Source organism: Cytophagaceae bacterium ABcell3, assembly GCA_030913385.1.
GTDB lineage: Bacteria > Bacteroidota > Bacteroidia > Cytophagales > Cytophagaceae > ABcell3.
On sequence record CP133159.1, the window covers coordinates 407,491 to 425,632 of the forward strand.

Consider the following 18,142-nt stretch of genomic DNA (forward strand, 5'->3'; position numbering starts at 1 on the left):
CGCAAAGGCAATAATTGTTAAATATTTACATTTTTTATTTGTAAAATTACATCTACAAAAAGAATCTTTAAAAGATATCCATTAAGTGGCTCCATTATTTGAACGGACAGTAAATACACCTTAATTGGTATTTATATATGATTAGCACAATATCATAAAAATGCTTTCAGAAGAAGAGTCAATCATATCGGCAGCTAAGCAAGGAAACATAGGCGCATTTAAGAAAATATTTGATTTCTATATGCCCAGAATGCGTCCCGTTTGCCTAAGATATGCCCAATGTGCATTTGACGCTGACGATATTTTACAGGAAGCATTTATAAAAATACATAAAAACCTTTACCAATTTAAGTTTAAAGGATCATTTGAAGGGTGGATAAAAAGAATTGTAATAAATACCGCCCTGAACCACTACAAAAAAAGCAACCCTTCTTATGTCTTACATAATATAGATGAAATTAATGAAGCAGAAATCGGACAGGCAGAAATTACATTATTAGAGGAGTCTAGCACTTCGGCCATTTTTCTAGCACTAAACAAATTACCTCCAGGCTATAAAATGGTTCTTACTTTATATACCCTTGAAGACTATGCCCATAAAGAAATAGCTCACATGCTAGGTATTACAGAAGGAAGTTCGAGGTCTCAGTACGCCAAAGCAAAAAAAATGTTAATTAATTTGCTTTCCAGGCAACGAAATGAAGACAAAAGTGATCTTCTAAAAAAGATTAAGCCATGAGCAATATAAATAAAGGCCGCTTTAAGGATGCATTTAAGAAAAAGATCGGCGAGGATAAGCCTTTGCATTCTGAAAGAGATGAACAAATATGGGAAAATGTTCTTCAAGAAATTTCAGAGGCTAAACCAACCACATCCAACAAGAAAGTATTACTTGCTGTGGCTGCAAGCTTAGCCTTCTTGTTAATATGTAGCATTGTTTTTTTATACCAAGACAAAACCTCGCAAACTGCGGTTACTACCAATGAAAAAATAGAAAACAAACAAAAAACCTCTGGTCAAGAAGAAGAAAAGGTTGTTGCGCAAAAAGAACAAAAAGAAACTTCTCAAACTTCCGAACCTAAAGAAAAAGCGCCCTCTGCTACTGAAGAAACACCTAATCCTCCAAAAGAGAAAACCAATGTATTTGCAAATGCCAGCAGAATTTATTCTGACAATAAAACCATAGGGCATAAACTACCAGATGGCTCAATGGTATCGCTCAATACAGGCACCTCGCTTAAAGTGGCCGACGGCTTCTCGCAAAATCGTAAACTCCTTCTTAAAGGTGAAGCCTATTTTGAAGTTGAAACCAATACAGGCAACCCTTTTACTGTACATTTTGACAAATTCCAGCTTACTGTAACTGGGACTAAATTTAACATCAGGAGTATTGACGGCGAAAGGTCAAAAGAAGTAACGGTAACAGAAGGTACAGTAGTCGTTCGTAACACAAATAACAATGACGAAGGTATTGAAGTAAGCAAGAACGAACAGCTAAAAATTAATGAGCAAGGAAAATATGAACTTGTGAAAGTCGTTTCTGATAATTATATTACATGGAAAACTAATAACTTAAACTTTAATCAGGCCCGTCTTGAGGAAGTTTTCTTAGTACTTTCAAGACACTATAACATTAAACTGGTGCCAGACGACAACATTACATCGTGTAAATTTACAGGCGACTTAAGTGATCTTTCCGCACAAGAAGCACTTAATGGAGTCTGCCTAACAAGTGGTCTTAAAGCCGATACCTTAGAAAACCATATCTTTATTAAAGGGGAGACTTGTGAATAAAATCGTTTTGCTTTTTATGGCAATATGGTTAAGCACCATGCACTTGTCGCATAGCCAAACGCATGACCAAGATTCCCTTTATGCTATTTCTGGAAATATCCTGGACAAAAAAGTTTGCTTAAATTATAGTGGTGACAAACTAATCACTGCTTTACAAAAGCTATCAATAGAGCACGGTATTAAACTCTCCTACTCAGACAGCAAACTAGGGCCTATCAAAATTAAAGCAGTTAACAAAGATAACATCCCTCTATCCGCTATGCTAGAGCTATTGTTGCGCGGTACAAAGTTCAATTACGTATTGGCAGGAAGAAGCATTTTTATTGTAGAAGACAAAAATAAAAAACCAGCACCTGTAAATGAGTCAGAAAGCGATACAGTAAAAACAAAAGAAAGTGTTCAACGTCAAAAACATATCTACACGCCAAACAATAACTATATAGCACTGACACCCAAACAAAAGCGTGAGGTTCACAGAAGGTATAAGAAAGAGCTAAAATGGGCTTCAAAAAGAGCAAAGCGACTTGATGCTCAAAAATCAGATACTTTAAAACCTTCCCAACCCAAGAGAAGTACTAAAACTCCCCATGCAAATAGGCTTTTTGTTGCTGGTAATTTAGGTGTGGGAATACCACATACGCGGATTAAAGAAGTAGGCCCAGATGAAATACTGCAAGAAACAAAACCGGATGGAAGCACTTCTGCACTATTCATACCAGAAGTTAGTGTTGGAATATTAACAAAAAATTGGCGGTTCCGCGCAGGTATATCTTATAAGACTTTCAGTACAGACAAGACATGGCAAGAAACAAAAACCAAAGGTCCTCCTCCTGGAAATCCCGCTCAGGCAGAAAGGCGAACTGAAACCGTACGGCATTTAAACGCTGCGAAATTTCAAGTATTCTCTATACCGCTTGAAGCCATGTATGTAACGTTTTGGGATAAAACTATGGTAGGCGTAGGGGGTGGATTAGGCATTAATATACTAACCAGGTCAAGTTTTTCAACTAACGAACTACGGCAATATTATCGCTCCGAAACAGATGAAGATTTTATTGAACAAACCAACAGCTTAGCCATTGCCGCCCACCTAAGGGCAGAGGCAGGCTATTTTTTATCAGAGCATATATTAATTACATCAGGCGTATCGTATAACAGGGTACTATCCCCTTACTACCACAACGCTTTATACCATCTACACCTAGACTATTTTTCATTATCCTTAGGTTTGAAATATTTATTTCCTGTCAGGTGATATTTTATTTGATCATTTTTTAAAATGAATACTAGCTCACCTCTTGTGTTTGTGGTCTAGCGTCCAAACTTTCAGAACATTCTTCTGTAACCAAGCTTTGAGACAAGGTTTTGGTAACATTCTCTAACCCTACAGAGTTTTCCTTAATTTGTGTAAAGCAAAACTGTTTCTCCTTTTCACTAGCTCCTTTAAGTTCTGCCATATTTATCAAACCATTAATCCTAGCAACGTATGCCCTGATAATATGTGAGTTAGTATAGGCAAGCTCCTTGATGCGCTTATTTTGTGTTTCCAGCTTTATAGTCCTTTCACTCACCAGGTCCTCTAACTTAGTATTTAGTACCTTCAGGTCTTTGTTCACCATTGCGAGGGTGTCATTCATTCTAAAGATCTCAACTTGAGAGTTATGATAGTCCACCTTTAGCTTAAATAAGTAAACATATAAAAATACTAAAATTAAAGTCTTAGTAATCTGGAAGTAAAAAAAGTTATAGCTGCTTTCAAAGATAAAAGGGACAATAGAAAGGTCTTCTACAAAAAACGTTAGAAACAATTCATAAAACAGAGCAAAAAAAGCAAAAAAGATTACACTGGTATGCAGATACTTTTTCTCAGGCCCATAAGAAAATATCATAAAAGCCAGTCCACCTATAACCATAATCCCATAAGAAAATGAGAGAAACATAGCTCCATGAACCGTGTTAGCCAAAACTGGAAAAATGAAAATCAAGAAGAAAGGAGAAAGCAATGTACCAAACTTAGACACAAGGTATTTTCCTCTACTGTTTAAGTAAATATTAAATACAGCCAATGTCACCAAAGTAAAAAACCGGAAAGTAAAGGAGTTGCCACAATCCAAGAAGAAGGTATTGCCAATAATAGCCGGTAAAGCAATAAAAAATATTTGCCCTATATTTACCGCATTTGTCAGTCTGATATATTTATTCTCACATATTGAAAGACACTCATTGGTCCCAATGTCTGTAATTTTTTTCAGAAGGCTCATTTGATCAGGTTTCCTTGTATGTAGGTTAATAGTCTTAAAAAAATGGATACGCTAAGTTCTTACTATTCAACTATCTTTACAAGATTTTTTTAAAAAAAGCCTTCACTTTTAATACCTTATGAAAATAATTAAAACGATTTCAAGGAGACCCACAACACATACAAGCCTATAAATCAAACACTTGAATCTAAAACAACCACATCCTTAGGGGAGTCTTGGTTATCATTTACAACTTTCTCAGCCCCCTTTTCCTTCATATTTTTCCTAAAGGCCATAAAACACCCCACAACCATTATAATGCACCCTGCCCAAAGCAAATTCATTCCAGGAAATTTAAGGGCTTGCAATACAAGATATTCGTCATCTTCAATAGCAAGGTTGATAGTATTTGGCTTACTGGGAAGTTCAACAATTGAAAAGCTTGCACGCAATTCTTCAGAATAGACCTTTACAGGATCTACTTGCGCTGAGTCTTTGACAACATACAAAGGATTTACCTGAACAGGATCTTTATGCGGGTCAGACATGCTTCTTATTAATAATTCAGCCTGCACCACCAAACTAGCACTGTCATAACCATCTGCTTGTTTTTCCTCCACACCTAATAAATAAATATCTTCAAATGTGATCAAATGGTTTTCGTGTTGGTACTTTTTACCCATTTCCATATTTAAAAAAACAGGATCCATAAAGTCGTCATCTTCCCCCTGACCATCCGTGTTCATGGGCACATCAGCCCATTTAATATGTGTAAATACATCATGAGAAACAAAATGCTTAGTTCCTGGCTCTGACACATTCCCAAACTTTTCATTGAGTTGAATAAAAGGAGAGAGACTAAAAAGGTGCTCGCCTGGCAAAGAGTCATCTACTTCCTTATCAAAGTAGTCAATCTCGTAGTAAAGGTTAACCCCTTCTTGGTGCTTGCCCTGATAGGAAACAAAATACTCTCCCATCGGAACAGTGTCTCCCTTATAAAGCATGACATTTTCAGTATTAAGGAAGTTCTCATCTAACACCTGAAGGTTGACTTCATTTTGATTGTTAGATATAGCTGTTTTCCCAGAAGCTGAAATTAAAGCCCCAGCAACTAACATTCCGAAACCAATATGAGCCACCGACCCTCCCCAGTAATCCCTACTTCCTCTATAGATAGATTTCAAAAAGGCAAAATTGGAAAACACAGCAAAAAAAGAAGCAAACATTAATAGTAAATACCATATATCAGTTAAAAAATCATATGAAATCAAATAAGCAATGATAACAGAAAACAGCAAGGCAAGCAGTAAACTTGTAGTGATATTTTTTATAAATAGTTTAAAATTGGTGTTCTTGTATTTTAGAAATTGAGAAACACCTATAAGCAAGCAAAGGATCGTACCAAAAGGAACCTGCCACATGGCATAATACATGTTTCGCTGTTGAAGATCTGTATAAGCATCTAAGTCGGTTCCAAAAAGCTTATTGATAAGTGGAACAGAAGTTGAAAGGGTTATCTGCAAGGATGCCGTCACCATTACGAGTGTACCTGTTAAGATCCAAAATTCCCGTGAGAGTACTTTATCTTCAACACCAGAATCTACTTTTTGCTTTTCAAAAGCATACACAAGCAAAAATATTACGCCTGCGATCCATGACACAACTAAAAACCCATGAGATTCAACATAGAAGCTTAAAAACAACAGACAAAAAGAGAAACACACGAAAATCCACCTTAATACTGTTGAACCAATAAGCGAGCCTAACCCTAGCAAAGCAAAAGAGAATAGAAAAAGAAAAAGGTGAACCAGCAAGCCATTTTCTGTAAAAGAATGAACAGAGCTATCTCCAAGCACTCCGCTTCGTGTCAAGAAGCTAGAATATAAAACAAAGATAAAAGCTGATATTACCAATAAACGAGACAAGAAGAAAAACTTATTCCTCTTTTTAGCAACAAACAACATATGAACTCCCGCTGTGAGCAAAACCCACGGGACAAGGGAGGCGTTTTCTACTGGATCCCAAGCCCAAAAACCTCCAAAGCTAAGAGACTCATAGGCCCAAGCACCGCCCAGTAAGATCCCTGCCCCCAAGGTAAGCATTGCAAACAAGCCACAAGTGATAGCAGGCTGGATCCATATTCGGGTGTTATCTACTATAGCCCCAGCAACAGCAAGTGCAAAAGGAAAAAGTGTGGCGGCAAAACCGAGAAACAAAACCGGAGGGTGAATTACCATCCAATAATTCTGCAACAAGGGGTTGAGTCCAGTCCCGTCTTGCAGGGCTTCCACCTTGAGCATATAATCAGACATCTCCGTCCAAGGCATGCCTGCATTTTCAGGCAACTCACGAATCAATAAGAATGGGCTACCTCCAATTTTGACATCACCGATGTAAACACCTAGCAGCATCGTGAATATAAAAGCCTGAACCGTCGAAACAACCATTAATACAGGGCTTTCCAATTGCCCAAACTTTGGTTTTAAAAGAAATGAAAGGATCAATATCCAAAAAGACCATAATAGAAAACTACCTTCTTGCCCGCTCCAAAAACTTGAAAGCAAATAATGCCAAGGCATAGATAAGTTGGAGTATTTCCAGACATAATGATACTCAAAATAGTGGCTGAAGATCATATAAAAGAGGATGCCGATAACTACCAAAAGAGAAATCCCGTGTAAGAGAAAAAACTTATCAGCAAACTGCTTCCAGCCAATAGACTCCTTTAACGGTTTGTCAATTGCCAAATAGTAGCCAAGCGCAGCAACAAGTGTGGAAACGAAACATAGTACTACAAAAAAATGGCCATAAGTACCCAAAAATGTGTGTTCTCCTATATAATCCATATTAATTACAGGCTGGTTTACAATCCAGCAAAATCTATTGAAAAAGTTCTAAAAAATAAAAATCTGTTTATATCATCACATATTAGACCCTTGACGAGCCCCATGCATTAACTATTCAAAACCCTCAAAGAGCAGCCTCCTCTAGACAACTATATCCCTAGTCAATTGGGTCTTACCATGCTGCCCTCGGATAAGTCTGCTTTAAATTCATTTTCTTCAGCATACTTTGATGGACATTTAAATAAAATAGTAGTAGCATAAAACACTCCGTCTTTCATTCTACCCTTTACAACAACATCTTCAGACCGTTCCATGTCCTGTGGCTTACTCTGATTCAAAACAACCTTAGACTCATTGCCCATTTTATCAACCATAAAGAAGGTAACCAAATTAGGATCAATACTAGGGTTATATTCAATTGACTTGCCTTTCTGAAGCGACCCAACTACAGTAAAGTCACCCCCCTCCGACTCTGAAGCCTTTGCAAAGTCTGCATAGGTACTGTTTGTTGACGCTGTACTTATAATAATTCCTGCAGAAATAGCTATAATAACAATAGCTAATACATTGGCCTTTTTCATGAATAACAAAACAACTTGCAGATTTACATTAGCTCACTCGTATGTCTAACTGAACAGCATGCGAGCGGATTTTTTTTAAACAAATAAAATCCCAAACTGTTTAATCAACATGTATAAGTATATAGTCAGATAGAAAAAGGAATAGGGCATGTGTCTATGGGCATAAAAAGATTTTTCGATTTTTTTAAACCTCCAAGGTTCTGGAGAATATATGTCAATTCACTTCTTGCGGTATTTGTTGGTGTGGTAGCACTACTATTCTACATATCTAATGCTGCCTCCTACATGTCAGACGCTCCTGAGACCTGTATAAACTGTCACCTAATGGCACCGCATTATGCAACGTGGCAACATAGCTCTCACCGAGAATGGACAAATTGCAACGACTGCCATGTACCCCATGACAATATATTTAGCCACTACTATTTTAAAGCCCAAGACGGACTTGGCCATGCAACCGTTTTTACTTTAAGGAATGAACCACAAGTAATCCAAATAAAAGAAGCAGGCATAAGGGTGGTACAAGAGAATTGTATAAGATGCCATTCTGACCTTAATGAACATGTAAACTTGACAGAAGTGACCCGCGAAAAAAATTTACACGGCGAGGGCAAGTTATGTTGGGACTGTCACAGAGAAGTGCCTCACGGAAGGGTAAAAGGCTCTTCCTCTACACCTGATGCCCAAGTACCACTGCTGGGAAGCCCTGTGCCAGAATGGTTAAGAAAATTAAGAACAAGAAGACAAAACCCACAAAATCGTTAATTTTTTTATGGAACAACTTAGAAGCATAATCAGGAGAAAACCCTGGGTTGGAGCCGTACTTTTTATAGTAACCGCTGTATTGGTTTTTGCTTTAGGCTTACTAGCCGCAAATATCATGGAAAGAAGGACAGAAACACTGTATCTTGAACAGCGGCGCATCAACATTGAGCAACTCGAACCCCGCAATGAAATCTGGGGTATTGCCTACCCACGCCAATATCAGTCCTACCAGCAAACAAAAGACACTTCTTTTGTAAGCCGATACAATGGTGCCAGAAATTTTGATATGCTCGAGCGCTACCCAAACTTGGTAGTACTATGGGCTGGATACGCCTTTGCTACGGATTATACACAACCAAGGGGTCACTATTATGCTAACGATGATGTAACCGAAACCCTCAGGACAGGCACTCCGGTAGAGGATGATGACGGCCCGCAACCTGCAACATGCTGGACCTGCAAAAGTGCGGATGTCCCTCGTATGATGAACAAATTAGGCGTAGAAGAATTTTATGACGGAACTTGGGGAGAAAAAGGGCCACACATGGTCGCTAACGCAATTGGCTGTGTAGATTGCCATGATGAAGAAACTATGAGCCTAAAAATTACTCGGCCTGCGCTTATTGAAGCCTTTGAAAGAAGAGGGGAGGATATTACACAAGCCTCTCACCAGGAAATGAGGTCATTGGTATGTGCACAGTGTCATGTAGAGTATTATTTTGACAAAGAAAGATTTGAAGAAGGGGTTCCTTATTTAACCTTCCCATGGGACAATGGCCTTAATATTGAAGATATAGAAGCTTACTTTGACAGTATTGGCTTTACGGATTGGACACATGAGCTAAGCCGTGCACCGATGATTAAAGCGCAGCACCCAGACTATGAGCTATACACGGCTGGCATTCATGCCAAAAGGGGCGTTACATGTGCGGATTGCCATATGCCATACCGTAGTGAAGGCGGTGTCAAGTTTACCGATCATAAAATCCAGAGCCCGCTAAACAATGTCTCTGCGTCTTGCCAGGTTTGCCATAGGCAAAGCGAAAAAGAACTTATAAGCAATGTGTACAGCAACCAAGACAAAGTCATGGAGGTAAGGCTCATTGCAGAAGACCTATTAGCAAAATTACATATTGAAGCAAAATTTGCATGGGACCTCGGCGCAAGCAAAGAACAAATGGAGGATATTCTTCAAGATATACGTCATGCACAATGGCGATGGGACTTTTCAGCAGCCAGCCATGGCGCGTCCGCTCACGCACCTACGGAAACACTAAGGCTCCTTGGCACATCTATAGATTTATCACATACCGCCAGAAATAAACTAGCAAGGTTGGTCGCTGAGTTAGGACACCGGGGGCCGATACCGGTACCTGACATATCTACTAAAGAAAAAGCCCAACAGTATATTGGCATCCCTATAGAAAAACTAGAAAACGAAAAAGAGGAGTGGCTAGAAACCGTAGTTCCTCAATGGATCAGGAAAGCACAAGAAAGACAAGCCCAATGGCCACAGTATAAAGCTACAGACAGGAGGCCAAGTTTTGTAGATGATTAAGGCAAACAACTTTGACTGAAAAAACAAAACTATTATAAAAAATGGATAGGGTCTGCATATAGTTAAGTTGCGTAACTTCACCAGCAAGCCCCATCCATTTGATTGCAAATAGCTCTTTTGCCAAGCAGTAATCATTTATTAATTACGGTGAAATGAAAAACAATATTTACTAAAACCATTGTTAGAACATATGAGTATATAGTACAATAAAAGCAATCAGAAAGTTGACGAAGTACTTTGTATATACTAGCTTAACTACCCTTGTATCCTTATTAGCAATATTGCTGGTCATCACCTACACATCTCCGAGCAGGCAAGTTTCAGGATATGCAGTAAGCAACATCGGCTTAACCAAAGGCTTTGAGAAAAGGCTTTCTGATGCAATTAAGATAAGAACAGTTACCCGCGTCAAACAAACAGAAGCAGATACTGCATCATTTGTTGAACTAAGATCTTTTCTGGAAAGGAATTTCCCTTTAGTGCATAAACACCTATACCGCGAACAGATAAACGACCTTTCTTTACTTTATACATGGCAGGGAACAGATACCCTTTCAGCACCCATTCTCCTTATGGCACATATGGATATAGTGCCTGCAGATGACAGCCTCCAATGGAAACACCACCCATTTGAAGGTAAAATTTCCGAAGGCTATATCTACGGAAGAGGAACATTAGACATCAAAAGTGGTATTTTAGGTATTCTTGAAGCTGTAGAGCTGTTGCTAAAAGAAGGGGAAAAGCCTAAGCAAACCATTTATTTGGCTTTTGGCCATGATGAAGAAAGCGGGATAGGTTCTGGGGCAAAAGCTATAGCCCAAACATTAGAAAAAAGAAACATAAAACTCGCTCATGTACTAGATGAAGGTGGGGTAGTTTTGAAAAACGCTCTTCCTGGCTTGAACAAACCGGTAGCCTTGATAGGCGTCGCAGAAAAAGGAGCCATGAATGTAGAAATTGTATCAAAAGGCATAGGTGGGCATGCCTCAATGCCTCCGGCGGAAAGCTCCGTTACACGGTTGTCTGACGCCATTCAGAAAATAAAAAACAACCCTTTCCCTCCGGCATTGTCGGGTGCCACTGGCGCAATGTTTGACTATACTGCCCCCGAAATGGACTTTCCTTATAATATCATTTTCACCAACAAATGGCTAACCGGACCACTCATCAAAAATATGATGTCCAAAAAACACACAACAAATGCAAGTATACGAACAACAGTAGCTGTTACCATGCTAGAAAGTAGCAGCAAAGAAAATGTCCTTCCTTCTGAAGCAAGAGCCATAGCCAACCTAAGACTATTGCCTGGCACAAGCCCAACAGATGCGCTTGAATACCTTTCTAATGTAATAGATGATACACTAACAGAAGTAAAAATATGGGGCACTAGTTCTAGCCCCTTGGACATTTCCGATACTGCCGCACCTGAATTTAGACACATTCGCAAAACAGTATCCTCAGTTTTTCCAGAAGCTATAACCGCACCATTTCTCTTAATTGCGCTTACAGACTCAAGACATTTTGAAGCATTAACAAATAATATATATAGGTTTCACCCTGCGGTATATGAAGAACCTGAAGACTTGTCGATGCTACATGGGAGAGACGAAAAAATATCTGTAAAGAACTACAGCCAAGTGATAAAATTTTATTACACCCTAATCAAAAATAGCCAACATATGCATTAATATAGTAAAATGTATGATTCAGGCCCTTGCTATAAATGTAGAAAAGGGTATTCGTTCTTGTTTTGCTTATTAGTAACTCAAGGCATTAAATGAGTGATAAAACGCTGAATTATGAAATTGTGCTAAAGGAAAACATAACAAATCCTGCTGTAAACTAACAAGATTTGCAATGAAGAGGAGCTTATAAGTTTCCCTGTCGTTCTGCAACATGCACCAAACGGCTCTCAAAAGCTCCATAAAGGGAAGAAGAAAATGTTTTCGCTGGCCACTTACTTATCAATATATGGACTACACTATTTTGACACCCCTCTAGCTCACCAGCCAACCGAGTTTACTGCTTTTTCTTTTTACCAGTTCCTTCAAAAGGGGCATTAAGAAAAATAAGCAGTAACCCTGAAATAATAAATAGTAAATAGCCAAATGACGAGGCAGCAAGCTTCATGATCAAAATAGCCGCAATAGCTAAAATATTGGCAGGTTTTGGAGAACCTAAGGCCAAAGAAACCGCCTGAGCATCAACCGTAGCACCAGTATAAAGGATTTTTACTAAAAAACCTGCAGCAACAAGTCCAGCACCAACTAGCACTAGAACGACATCTGCATTGTTGGCAGACTGACCTTTATTCTTCATTCTTATTTAAAAAAACTAAAAAAGATTCACTTAGAAATGTTTCAAAAAAACACAAATAGCACAACAGCTATACATTACTTCATAAATATTATTTACCCATTATAAAAATTTAATTTATAAGATTCTCTCGCCATTCACAAGCATGAGAGCAATTTAATTACCAAAAAAGCTAAAAATTATCGCCTTTTATTATAACATAGGCGCATTCCGTCTAAAACCATTGATTCTTCCTTGGGTCTAAAAGGGAGCTAAAAAACACCTTCAAAGCTAAGCGCAGTCAAAAGAAAAGAAACTATTTTAAAGCAAAATGATAGTACGATATTGATTGACAGTAAACTCCCAAGCCTTAAGTTTTGGAAATTTACAGATTCTCCAGACCTAATAGAATTAGCTTAAGTCCATGAAACCTTGAGAATCTGAAACATACTATTCTAGTTTTAACTATTTTATCCTTAAGGAGTTTTGACTGTTTCAACAAAAAACCTGAAGTATTCGCAAAGACAAGACAAGTCACAAGCCCTATATAAATATATAGATACTAATATTTATTGCCCACTCCTATAGGATTGAAAAAACAAAATATTGTATCTATGCTATAAAATAGATAACTTTATCATGGTAAAGTCCTTTAAGAAGTAAGAAATGAGAAAACTGTTGATAGTTCTTTTGATAGCGCTCGGTATGCCAGATGATTTACTGGCCCAAGCCTTCGATGCCGGAGACTACCAGAAATCACTATGGATGACGACGAGATTTTATGGTGCACAAAGGTCTGGGTACGATAATTGGACACTTTACAATCACCTTCCTGACGGCGTTCCTGAGATGTACAGAGGTACAGCATTTATAGAAGACGCCCATTCCGATGGTACAGACCTGGTAGGGGGATGGCATGACTGTGGCGACCATGTTAAATTCGGGCAGACCCAGTTTTTCTCTGCATATATGCTATTAAAAGGGTATTCAGAATTTAAAGCGGGGTATGATGATTATTACTCCTACTCCTATGATGGCTACAAAGTGTCAGATGAATGGCACTTTGAAGGCAGTGGACATGATCCAAACTGTATACCAGATGTGCTGGATGAGGTAAAGCATGCCACGGATTATTTTTTGAAAACCATTCCTGACCCCAATAACTTTTATTTCCAAGTTGGTGTAGGCGGTTGCCCGGGAGACCACTGCCGAAGAGAAACCGCAACCTTGATGCAAACCAATGACCCTGACAATGGAGGCCAACCTCGTCCAGCATTCAAAAATCCTAATGACGCATCTATGGCTTCATTTTGCGGAGCCACATTGGCACTTATGTCTCGCATGTATAGACAGTTTGACGAAGACTATGCTGACCAGTGCCTTCAACATGCACTTTATGCCTATGAATATGCAAGCGAAAACCCCGGCACAGTAGGTTCTGAAGGTGGAGGTCATTACCCTGCCAACGAAGACTGGAGAGACGACTATGTAACAATGTGTGCTGAACTTTATTGGGCTACTGGAGATGAGGCGTTTAGAGATGAGGCTATTGCAATGGAAGGGGAAGTTACCTTTAATGAAGGCTGGAGCTTTGACTACTCTAATAATGGGGAAATTGCCATTTATAACCTTGCCTTGCTAGGAAGCGAAGATGCCAGAACCCGGTTCAACAATAGGGTCACGAGCCACTTTATTGGTCAAAGAAATGCAGATGGGTTGTATAATGGCGGTGGCGATTGGGGCATGTTAAGGTACAATGGCAATGCCGCTTTTATGATAGGCTTATACTCCGTCTTAAACGATGATGACTCAAACATTAACTACATCTTTAATGATATAGATTATATAATGGGGAACAATTCCTTAAATTTATCCTTCATCTCAGGATTCGCCCCTGCAGGTGGCGGGTACTCTTTTGTTCAACAGCCCCATCATAGAAATGCTTTTCTAAATGACGAGAACCGTCCTGGAACTGATAATACTTTGGAAATCCCAGAAAAAAACAGGCAATTTGGTGCTTTGGTTGGAGGCAATAGAGACCCAAACCAGTACCAAGATGTCTGGAATGACTATGTAAACACAGAAATCTGTATTGATTATAACGCTGGTTTGGTAGGCGCTCTTGGGTATATCAACTCCCTAATTGCCCCTGTTGATACCACCAAGTTCTGTGGCAATTATACTTGCGAGTCTCCTGACCTTGGTAAAGATATTTCAATATGTGAAGGCATTGAGCTGCCTGTTACCCTCGATGCAAATACAACTCAACCTTCCGACGTAACATTTGTCTGGTACAAAGACGGAGAAGCAATTGCGGGTCAAGATGGGCCGGTTTGCGAAGATTGTGGCACGGAGCCAGCAACATATGTAGTTGTAAGAGACTCTGCGGAAGTGTGTAGCAAAAGCGATACTTTAATTATAAGGGATGACATTCCAAACCCTGACTTAGGCGACGAAAGAGTAATATGCACCCCCGCGTCACATGATCTAGCACCATTAAACCCAGATGATTTCCCAGAAGAAACAACTTGGCAGTGGGCAAAAACACCGGAAGATGATTTGGAATTTGACGACTTAGAAAATGAGACAGACCAAACCTTAGAAGGGGTGTCCTCCAAAGGTATATATCGATTAACGGCAACATTAGGAGAGTGCTCCTCTTATGGTACTGTTGAAGTAACATCCGATTTGCCAACACCTGTTGATGCTTGTATTCCAGAACCGGGAGAAGTTACACTCTCCATTGCAGAACCTGGCCTAAACGGTGAAAACTACAACTGGTACACTTCACCCGAAGGAGGTACTGCCGTATGTGAAAACACTACCAGTTGCACCTTTGAGGCAGAAGAAGAAACCACTTTATATGTTCAAGACATGAGTTCTGTAAGTGGCACGGTAGGCCCTGATGAAACTTTCGGCACGTCAGGAAACTGGGGGTGTACCAGTCAACACAGCTTAGTATTTAACGCTACCACCAATTTCACCCTACACTCCTTTATGTTAAGGGGCGAGTACAACAATTCTCCGGCGAATGTAAGTGTGGAGATTTTAAACAGTGCTGGAGCTGTTATGGCTGAATTTACAACAGACAACACCCCTGCGTATACAGGTTCAGGCCTGAGAGAGTTTGTCTTTAATGATGGTGATGGCGTGTTAATAGATGTAGAGGATTGGGGAAATACATTAAGCATAAGGTTAAGCAACTGTAGCGAGGTTCAACCATTATTTACTACAGGAGGAGCCAACTTTCCATATACATCCGAGGGTAATATTGTAACAATCACTGAGGCTATAAATAACGGAACTCCCAACGATAACGATTATATGTTCTTTCACAATTGGGAGATTTCTACAGGCACAAGCTGTGATCGACTTCCTGTTACTGCCAGTATAGGAGACTGTCCTGACGACCTTCCAGTTGGTTTTATTTATGTAAACGCTGAAGCACTTGGAAATGCAGTAAACGTTCAATGGGGAACCTCCTTTGAAAGAAACCACCACTATTATGAAGTTCAAAGGTCTAGCGACAATGAGGACTATCAAACCATAGGTACTGTATATGGAGCTGGCAACACAGACTCCCAAAAGAGCTATTCATTTAGAGATGAAGACCCGCATTGGGGTCGCTCCTACTATAGAATTGCAAACATAGATGTGGATGGTTCTGTGCAATACAGTAAAATAGTTACCGTAAACAAGGAACTAAAAGCAGTAAAAGTACACCCAAACCCTTCGGCTGGCTTATATACTGTAATGGCAAAAGGGAACAAGATTTCTACCATAACAGTGTCAGACCTTTCAGGAAAGGTTATGTATACAGTACACCCTAACGAGGCTTCCTTTACTGTTGATGTACAGGACATTCCTGCTGGGGTTTACTTAATGAAGGTGAGTTATGGTGGCTTACAAGAAGTTGTTAAAGTTGTAAAGCAATAAATCTCAATAAAGCAGCAAAAAAAGGCGGGGCAAATATATTTGCTCCGCCTTTTTTTGTTTAGACCTAGAACACCTATTCCTTAATAAATTTATAAGAGCCAGAAGCTACAGGAGAGGTAATTTTTAGAATGTACAAACCTCTACTAAAGCTTGAAATATTAATATCGAAAGAACTTTCTATAAGAAGAACTTCACTTTTTACAACACTTCCTTTAACATTTACTATGCTCAGCCGGGTAACGCTCTTCATATAGATTTTGATGTTGAGGAAACAACGGTTACTGAGCATGATGGAAATGGAAAACTAATGAAATTAAAACCACCACAACATTTATCAAAACCCATTTTGCAAGAGAGCAAAAAGAATTCGGTGATTAAAAAAAATCAAAACCCAAAGCGGGGTCAGCGAGAGCCAACAAACATCATAAATTTAAACAAAAGGGGAAGCACAAAGCCTCCCCTTTTAATTTAATCATTGGACAAAATACTATAACTATATTTTTTTCCCTTAATACCGTAAAGAATAAGGTTTGAGTTTTTCCCTTGTTGGTAATGATCTAGAGGGCACAAGTAGGTTTGGCTTACCAAATAATCTGGATATAAAGATTTTTTCCTTTCACCTGTTTCTAAATCAAATTCATATTTAACGGTTACAGCTTTTCTAGGCTTTTTAAACCTTTTCTGCTTATCGTGCATAGTTCTCTCGTTAACATTCTTTAACATGTCATTATAAAGAACGACAAGTTTGTCATCAAAAAGACCAGTTGCTGCTGAAAAGTGACGGGTTGTTTTCCACTCTAACGGACGGAAAATAAACCGTAGCCCTCTGGAAGAAGCTATAAATGCCCCAGACATGTCTTGCCAAAAGAAGTACTGCCTTTTAGGCAGCCTGTTTGCCCAAACCATATCTCCCTCATTATCAAAGTTCATGATTACCAAGTCCCCAAACTCTACATATCGCCCATTCACATTACCATGTCTATCTGTATAATTCATGGCAGAATATTGTTCAACAATCATCAAAACACTTCCGTCATCTTTGTTAATAACACGCTCTCCGGCATAAGACTTGCCCATATCACCTTTCTTGCCTTTTTTGACGTCCTTGTTCGTCCTAAATTGCTCAAAAAGCTCTTCAGAAAATGGATTAAATTTGGCCGTATGCAACTCTTTAGACTCTCTATCCATGGAAATAAAGACAGAGCCTTTTAAATCTCCTTTATTGGTAGCGGATTCTAAGGCAAACCTAATTCCATTGGTTTTTACCTTCGTTTTCCTCCCCGGCTCCCCAACAGTAACAAGACCCGTTACTGTCATGTTATTATCCTTTGTAATATTAACTTGAAGATTGTGCAGGAAGTGTGACTCGCCAAATGAGTTCTCAAAAACAATCTTCTCCTCCCAGTTTTCATAGTCTCTGTTGGCATCATAAGAACCTACATATAAGTCCATATCAGAATACTTTAGATAATATATAGATCCGTCATTATCCACTATGTAATTTCTTGGCATAAACTCCCCCTCGTCAAGTTCTTTTTCAAACAAGATATTAAGGTCATTATCCAGTAGCATATACTTCCTCATATCCATTTTATACGCCTTGCTGTATGCGACGTGATAAATAAAAAGTTTAGACCTATCATCAGATAGTGCCATAGTAAAATCACCCTTTCTACGTTTTTTCTCAACTTCTATACTGGCAATATCTGCTCTAACATCTTTAAACTCCCCCGTTTTCTTATTAACAGGTTTGGCAAACAGGTTATAAAGCTTTGTTTCTTTATCGAAGTAACTGTAAAAAACCAGCAATTCATCTTTCAACAATGACACCTTTTCTACCTCCACTTTATTCTTGCCAATCTTGTCGTGTTGGACAGGAACAGAATACATTCTCAAGTTACTGTTGTTCTTATCATATGCTTCGAGTTTATAGCTCCCCAATGCAAAAGAGGCCAGCACATAAATAGCATCATCATCTTCACCTAAAATAATAGGATCATAATAGCTGGAAGCTTTATTAAGAGCTCCAACCTTCAAGTTCTGAGCATGCACATTTCCTATGCAGGCAAAAAAAAGAACACCCAGGCAAAACCTGGAAAACAAGGTAAAAGTGTTTTTCATAAATTA

The 18,142-nt window shown here is 39.0% G+C and carries 13 protein-coding genes; 7 read left to right on the forward strand and 6 right to left on the reverse strand.

The features are described 5' to 3' along the window. Nucleotides 1-160 precede the first annotated feature (160 nt). From RCC89_01900 to RCC89_01910, 3 genes are read left to right on the forward strand one after another with little or no spacing between them, the layout of a single operon-like run. Nucleotides 161-739, forward strand: a complete 579-nt coding sequence (locus RCC89_01900) for an RNA polymerase sigma factor (protein ID WMJ71930.1) — start codon at nt 161-163, stop codon at nt 737-739. After that, complete coding sequence (locus RCC89_01905) at nt 736-1,794, forward strand: FecR family protein (GenBank protein ID WMJ71931.1); 1,059 nt, start codon at nt 736-738, stop codon at nt 1,792-1,794. Before RCC89_01900 ends, RCC89_01905 begins: the two co-directional genes overlap by 4 nt. Nucleotides 1,795-1,810: 16 nt before the next feature. Further along, on the forward strand, nt 1,811-3,049 hold the full coding sequence (locus RCC89_01910) for an STN domain-containing protein (GenBank protein ID WMJ71932.1): 1,239 nt from the start codon (nt 1,811-1,813) through the stop codon (nt 3,047-3,049). Nucleotides 3,050-3,080: 31 nt separating this feature from the next. On the opposite strand, the gene RCC89_01915 is transcribed toward RCC89_01910, so the two are convergent. The 3 genes from RCC89_01915 to RCC89_01925 all read right to left on the reverse strand — a co-directional run bounded on the left by RCC89_01915 (nt 3,081) and on the right by RCC89_01925 (nt 7,461). Continuing rightward, nucleotides 3,081-4,055: a hypothetical protein gene (locus RCC89_01915; protein WMJ71933.1), complete on the reverse strand. Its 975-nt coding sequence runs from the start codon at nt 4,053-4,055 to the stop codon at nt 3,081-3,083. Nucleotides 4,056-4,228: 173 nt separating this feature from the next. Next, nucleotides 4,229-6,880: a cytochrome c biogenesis protein CcsA gene (gene ccsA, locus RCC89_01920; protein WMJ71934.1), complete on the reverse strand. Its 2,652-nt coding sequence runs from the start codon at nt 6,878-6,880 to the stop codon at nt 4,229-4,231. A gap of 161 nt (nt 6,881-7,041) precedes the next feature. Continuing rightward, nucleotides 7,042-7,461, reverse strand: a complete 420-nt coding sequence (locus RCC89_01925) for a cytochrome c maturation protein CcmE (GenBank protein ID WMJ71935.1) — start codon at nt 7,459-7,461, stop codon at nt 7,042-7,044. A 156-nt stretch (nt 7,462-7,617) separates the two neighbouring features. Between RCC89_01925 and nrfH the strand changes: the two genes are divergently transcribed. The 3 genes from nrfH to RCC89_01940 all read left to right on the forward strand — a co-directional run bounded on the left by nrfH (nt 7,618) and on the right by RCC89_01940 (nt 11,472). Then, on the forward strand, nt 7,618-8,226 hold the full coding sequence (gene nrfH, locus RCC89_01930) for a cytochrome c nitrite reductase small subunit (GenBank protein ID WMJ71936.1): 609 nt from the start codon (nt 7,618-7,620) through the stop codon (nt 8,224-8,226). A gap of 7 nt (nt 8,227-8,233) precedes the next feature. Then, a complete protein-coding gene (nrfA, locus tag RCC89_01935; protein WMJ71937.1) occupies nt 8,234-9,784 on the forward strand; it encodes an ammonia-forming cytochrome c nitrite reductase in 1,551 nt (516 codons plus the stop codon). A gap of 224 nt (nt 9,785-10,008) precedes the next feature. Next, nucleotides 10,009-11,472: a M20 family peptidase gene (locus RCC89_01940; protein WMJ71938.1), complete on the forward strand. Its 1,464-nt coding sequence runs from the start codon at nt 10,009-10,011 to the stop codon at nt 11,470-11,472. Nucleotides 11,473-11,803: 331 nt separating this feature from the next. Here RCC89_01940 and RCC89_01945 read toward each other — a convergent pair whose 3' ends face one another. Further along, nucleotides 11,804-12,103 (reverse strand): hypothetical protein, encoded by a 300-nt coding sequence (locus tag RCC89_01945; protein ID WMJ71939.1) that lies wholly within the window; start codon nt 12,101-12,103, stop codon nt 11,804-11,806. A 642-nt stretch (nt 12,104-12,745) separates the two neighbouring features. Between RCC89_01945 and RCC89_01950 the strand changes: the two genes are divergently transcribed. Then, complete coding sequence (locus RCC89_01950; GenBank protein WMJ71940.1) at nt 12,746-16,015, forward strand: glycoside hydrolase family 9 protein; 3,270 nt, start codon at nt 12,746-12,748, stop codon at nt 16,013-16,015. A 73-nt stretch (nt 16,016-16,088) separates the two neighbouring features. Here the strand turns inward: RCC89_01950 and RCC89_01955 are convergent, their stop codons facing one another. Together RCC89_01955 and RCC89_01960 are read right to left on the reverse strand one after the other, a co-directional pair. Then, a complete protein-coding gene (locus RCC89_01955) occupies nt 16,089-16,304 on the reverse strand; it encodes a T9SS type A sorting domain-containing protein (protein ID WMJ71941.1) in 216 nt (71 codons plus the stop codon). A gap of 179 nt (nt 16,305-16,483) precedes the next feature. Beyond that, a complete protein-coding gene (locus RCC89_01960; protein ID WMJ71942.1) occupies nt 16,484-18,136 on the reverse strand; it encodes a hypothetical protein in 1,653 nt (550 codons plus the stop codon). Nucleotides 18,137-18,142 lie beyond the last annotated feature (6 nt).

What these genes read in the sequence shown, in the direction of transcription:
- RCC89_01950 (WMJ71940.1), top strand. Translation starts at nt 12,746, where the DNA reads ATGAGAAAACTGTTGATAGTTCTTTTGATAGCGCTCGGTATGCCAGAT.
- RCC89_01915 (WMJ71933.1), bottom strand. Translation starts at nt 4,055, where the DNA reads ATGAGCCTTCTGAAAAAAATTACAGACATTGGGACCAATGAGTGTCTT.
- RCC89_01925 (WMJ71935.1), bottom strand. Translation starts at nt 7,461, where the DNA reads ATGAAAAAGGCCAATGTATTAGCTATTGTTATTATAGCTATTTCTGCA.
- nrfA (WMJ71937.1), top strand. Translation starts at nt 8,234, where the DNA reads ATGGAACAACTTAGAAGCATAATCAGGAGAAAACCCTGGGTTGGAGCC.
- RCC89_01905 (WMJ71931.1), top strand. Translation starts at nt 736, where the DNA reads ATGAGCAATATAAATAAAGGCCGCTTTAAGGATGCATTTAAGAAAAAG.
- ccsA (WMJ71934.1), bottom strand. Translation starts at nt 6,880, where the DNA reads ATGGATTATATAGGAGAACACACATTTTTGGGTACTTATGGCCATTTT.
- RCC89_01955 (WMJ71941.1), bottom strand. Translation starts at nt 16,304, where the DNA reads ATGCTCAGTAACCGTTGTTTCCTCAACATCAAAATCTATATGAAGAGC.
- RCC89_01910 (WMJ71932.1), top strand. Translation starts at nt 1,811, where the DNA reads ATGGCAATATGGTTAAGCACCATGCACTTGTCGCATAGCCAAACGCAT.
- nrfH (WMJ71936.1), top strand. Translation starts at nt 7,618, where the DNA reads ATGGGCATAAAAAGATTTTTCGATTTTTTTAAACCTCCAAGGTTCTGG.
- RCC89_01960 (WMJ71942.1), bottom strand. Translation starts at nt 18,136, where the DNA reads ATGAAAAACACTTTTACCTTGTTTTCCAGGTTTTGCCTGGGTGTTCTT.
- RCC89_01900 (WMJ71930.1), top strand. Translation starts at nt 161, where the DNA reads ATGCTTTCAGAAGAAGAGTCAATCATATCGGCAGCTAAGCAAGGAAAC.
- RCC89_01945 (WMJ71939.1), bottom strand. Translation starts at nt 12,103, where the DNA reads ATGAAGAATAAAGGTCAGTCTGCCAACAATGCAGATGTCGTTCTAGTG.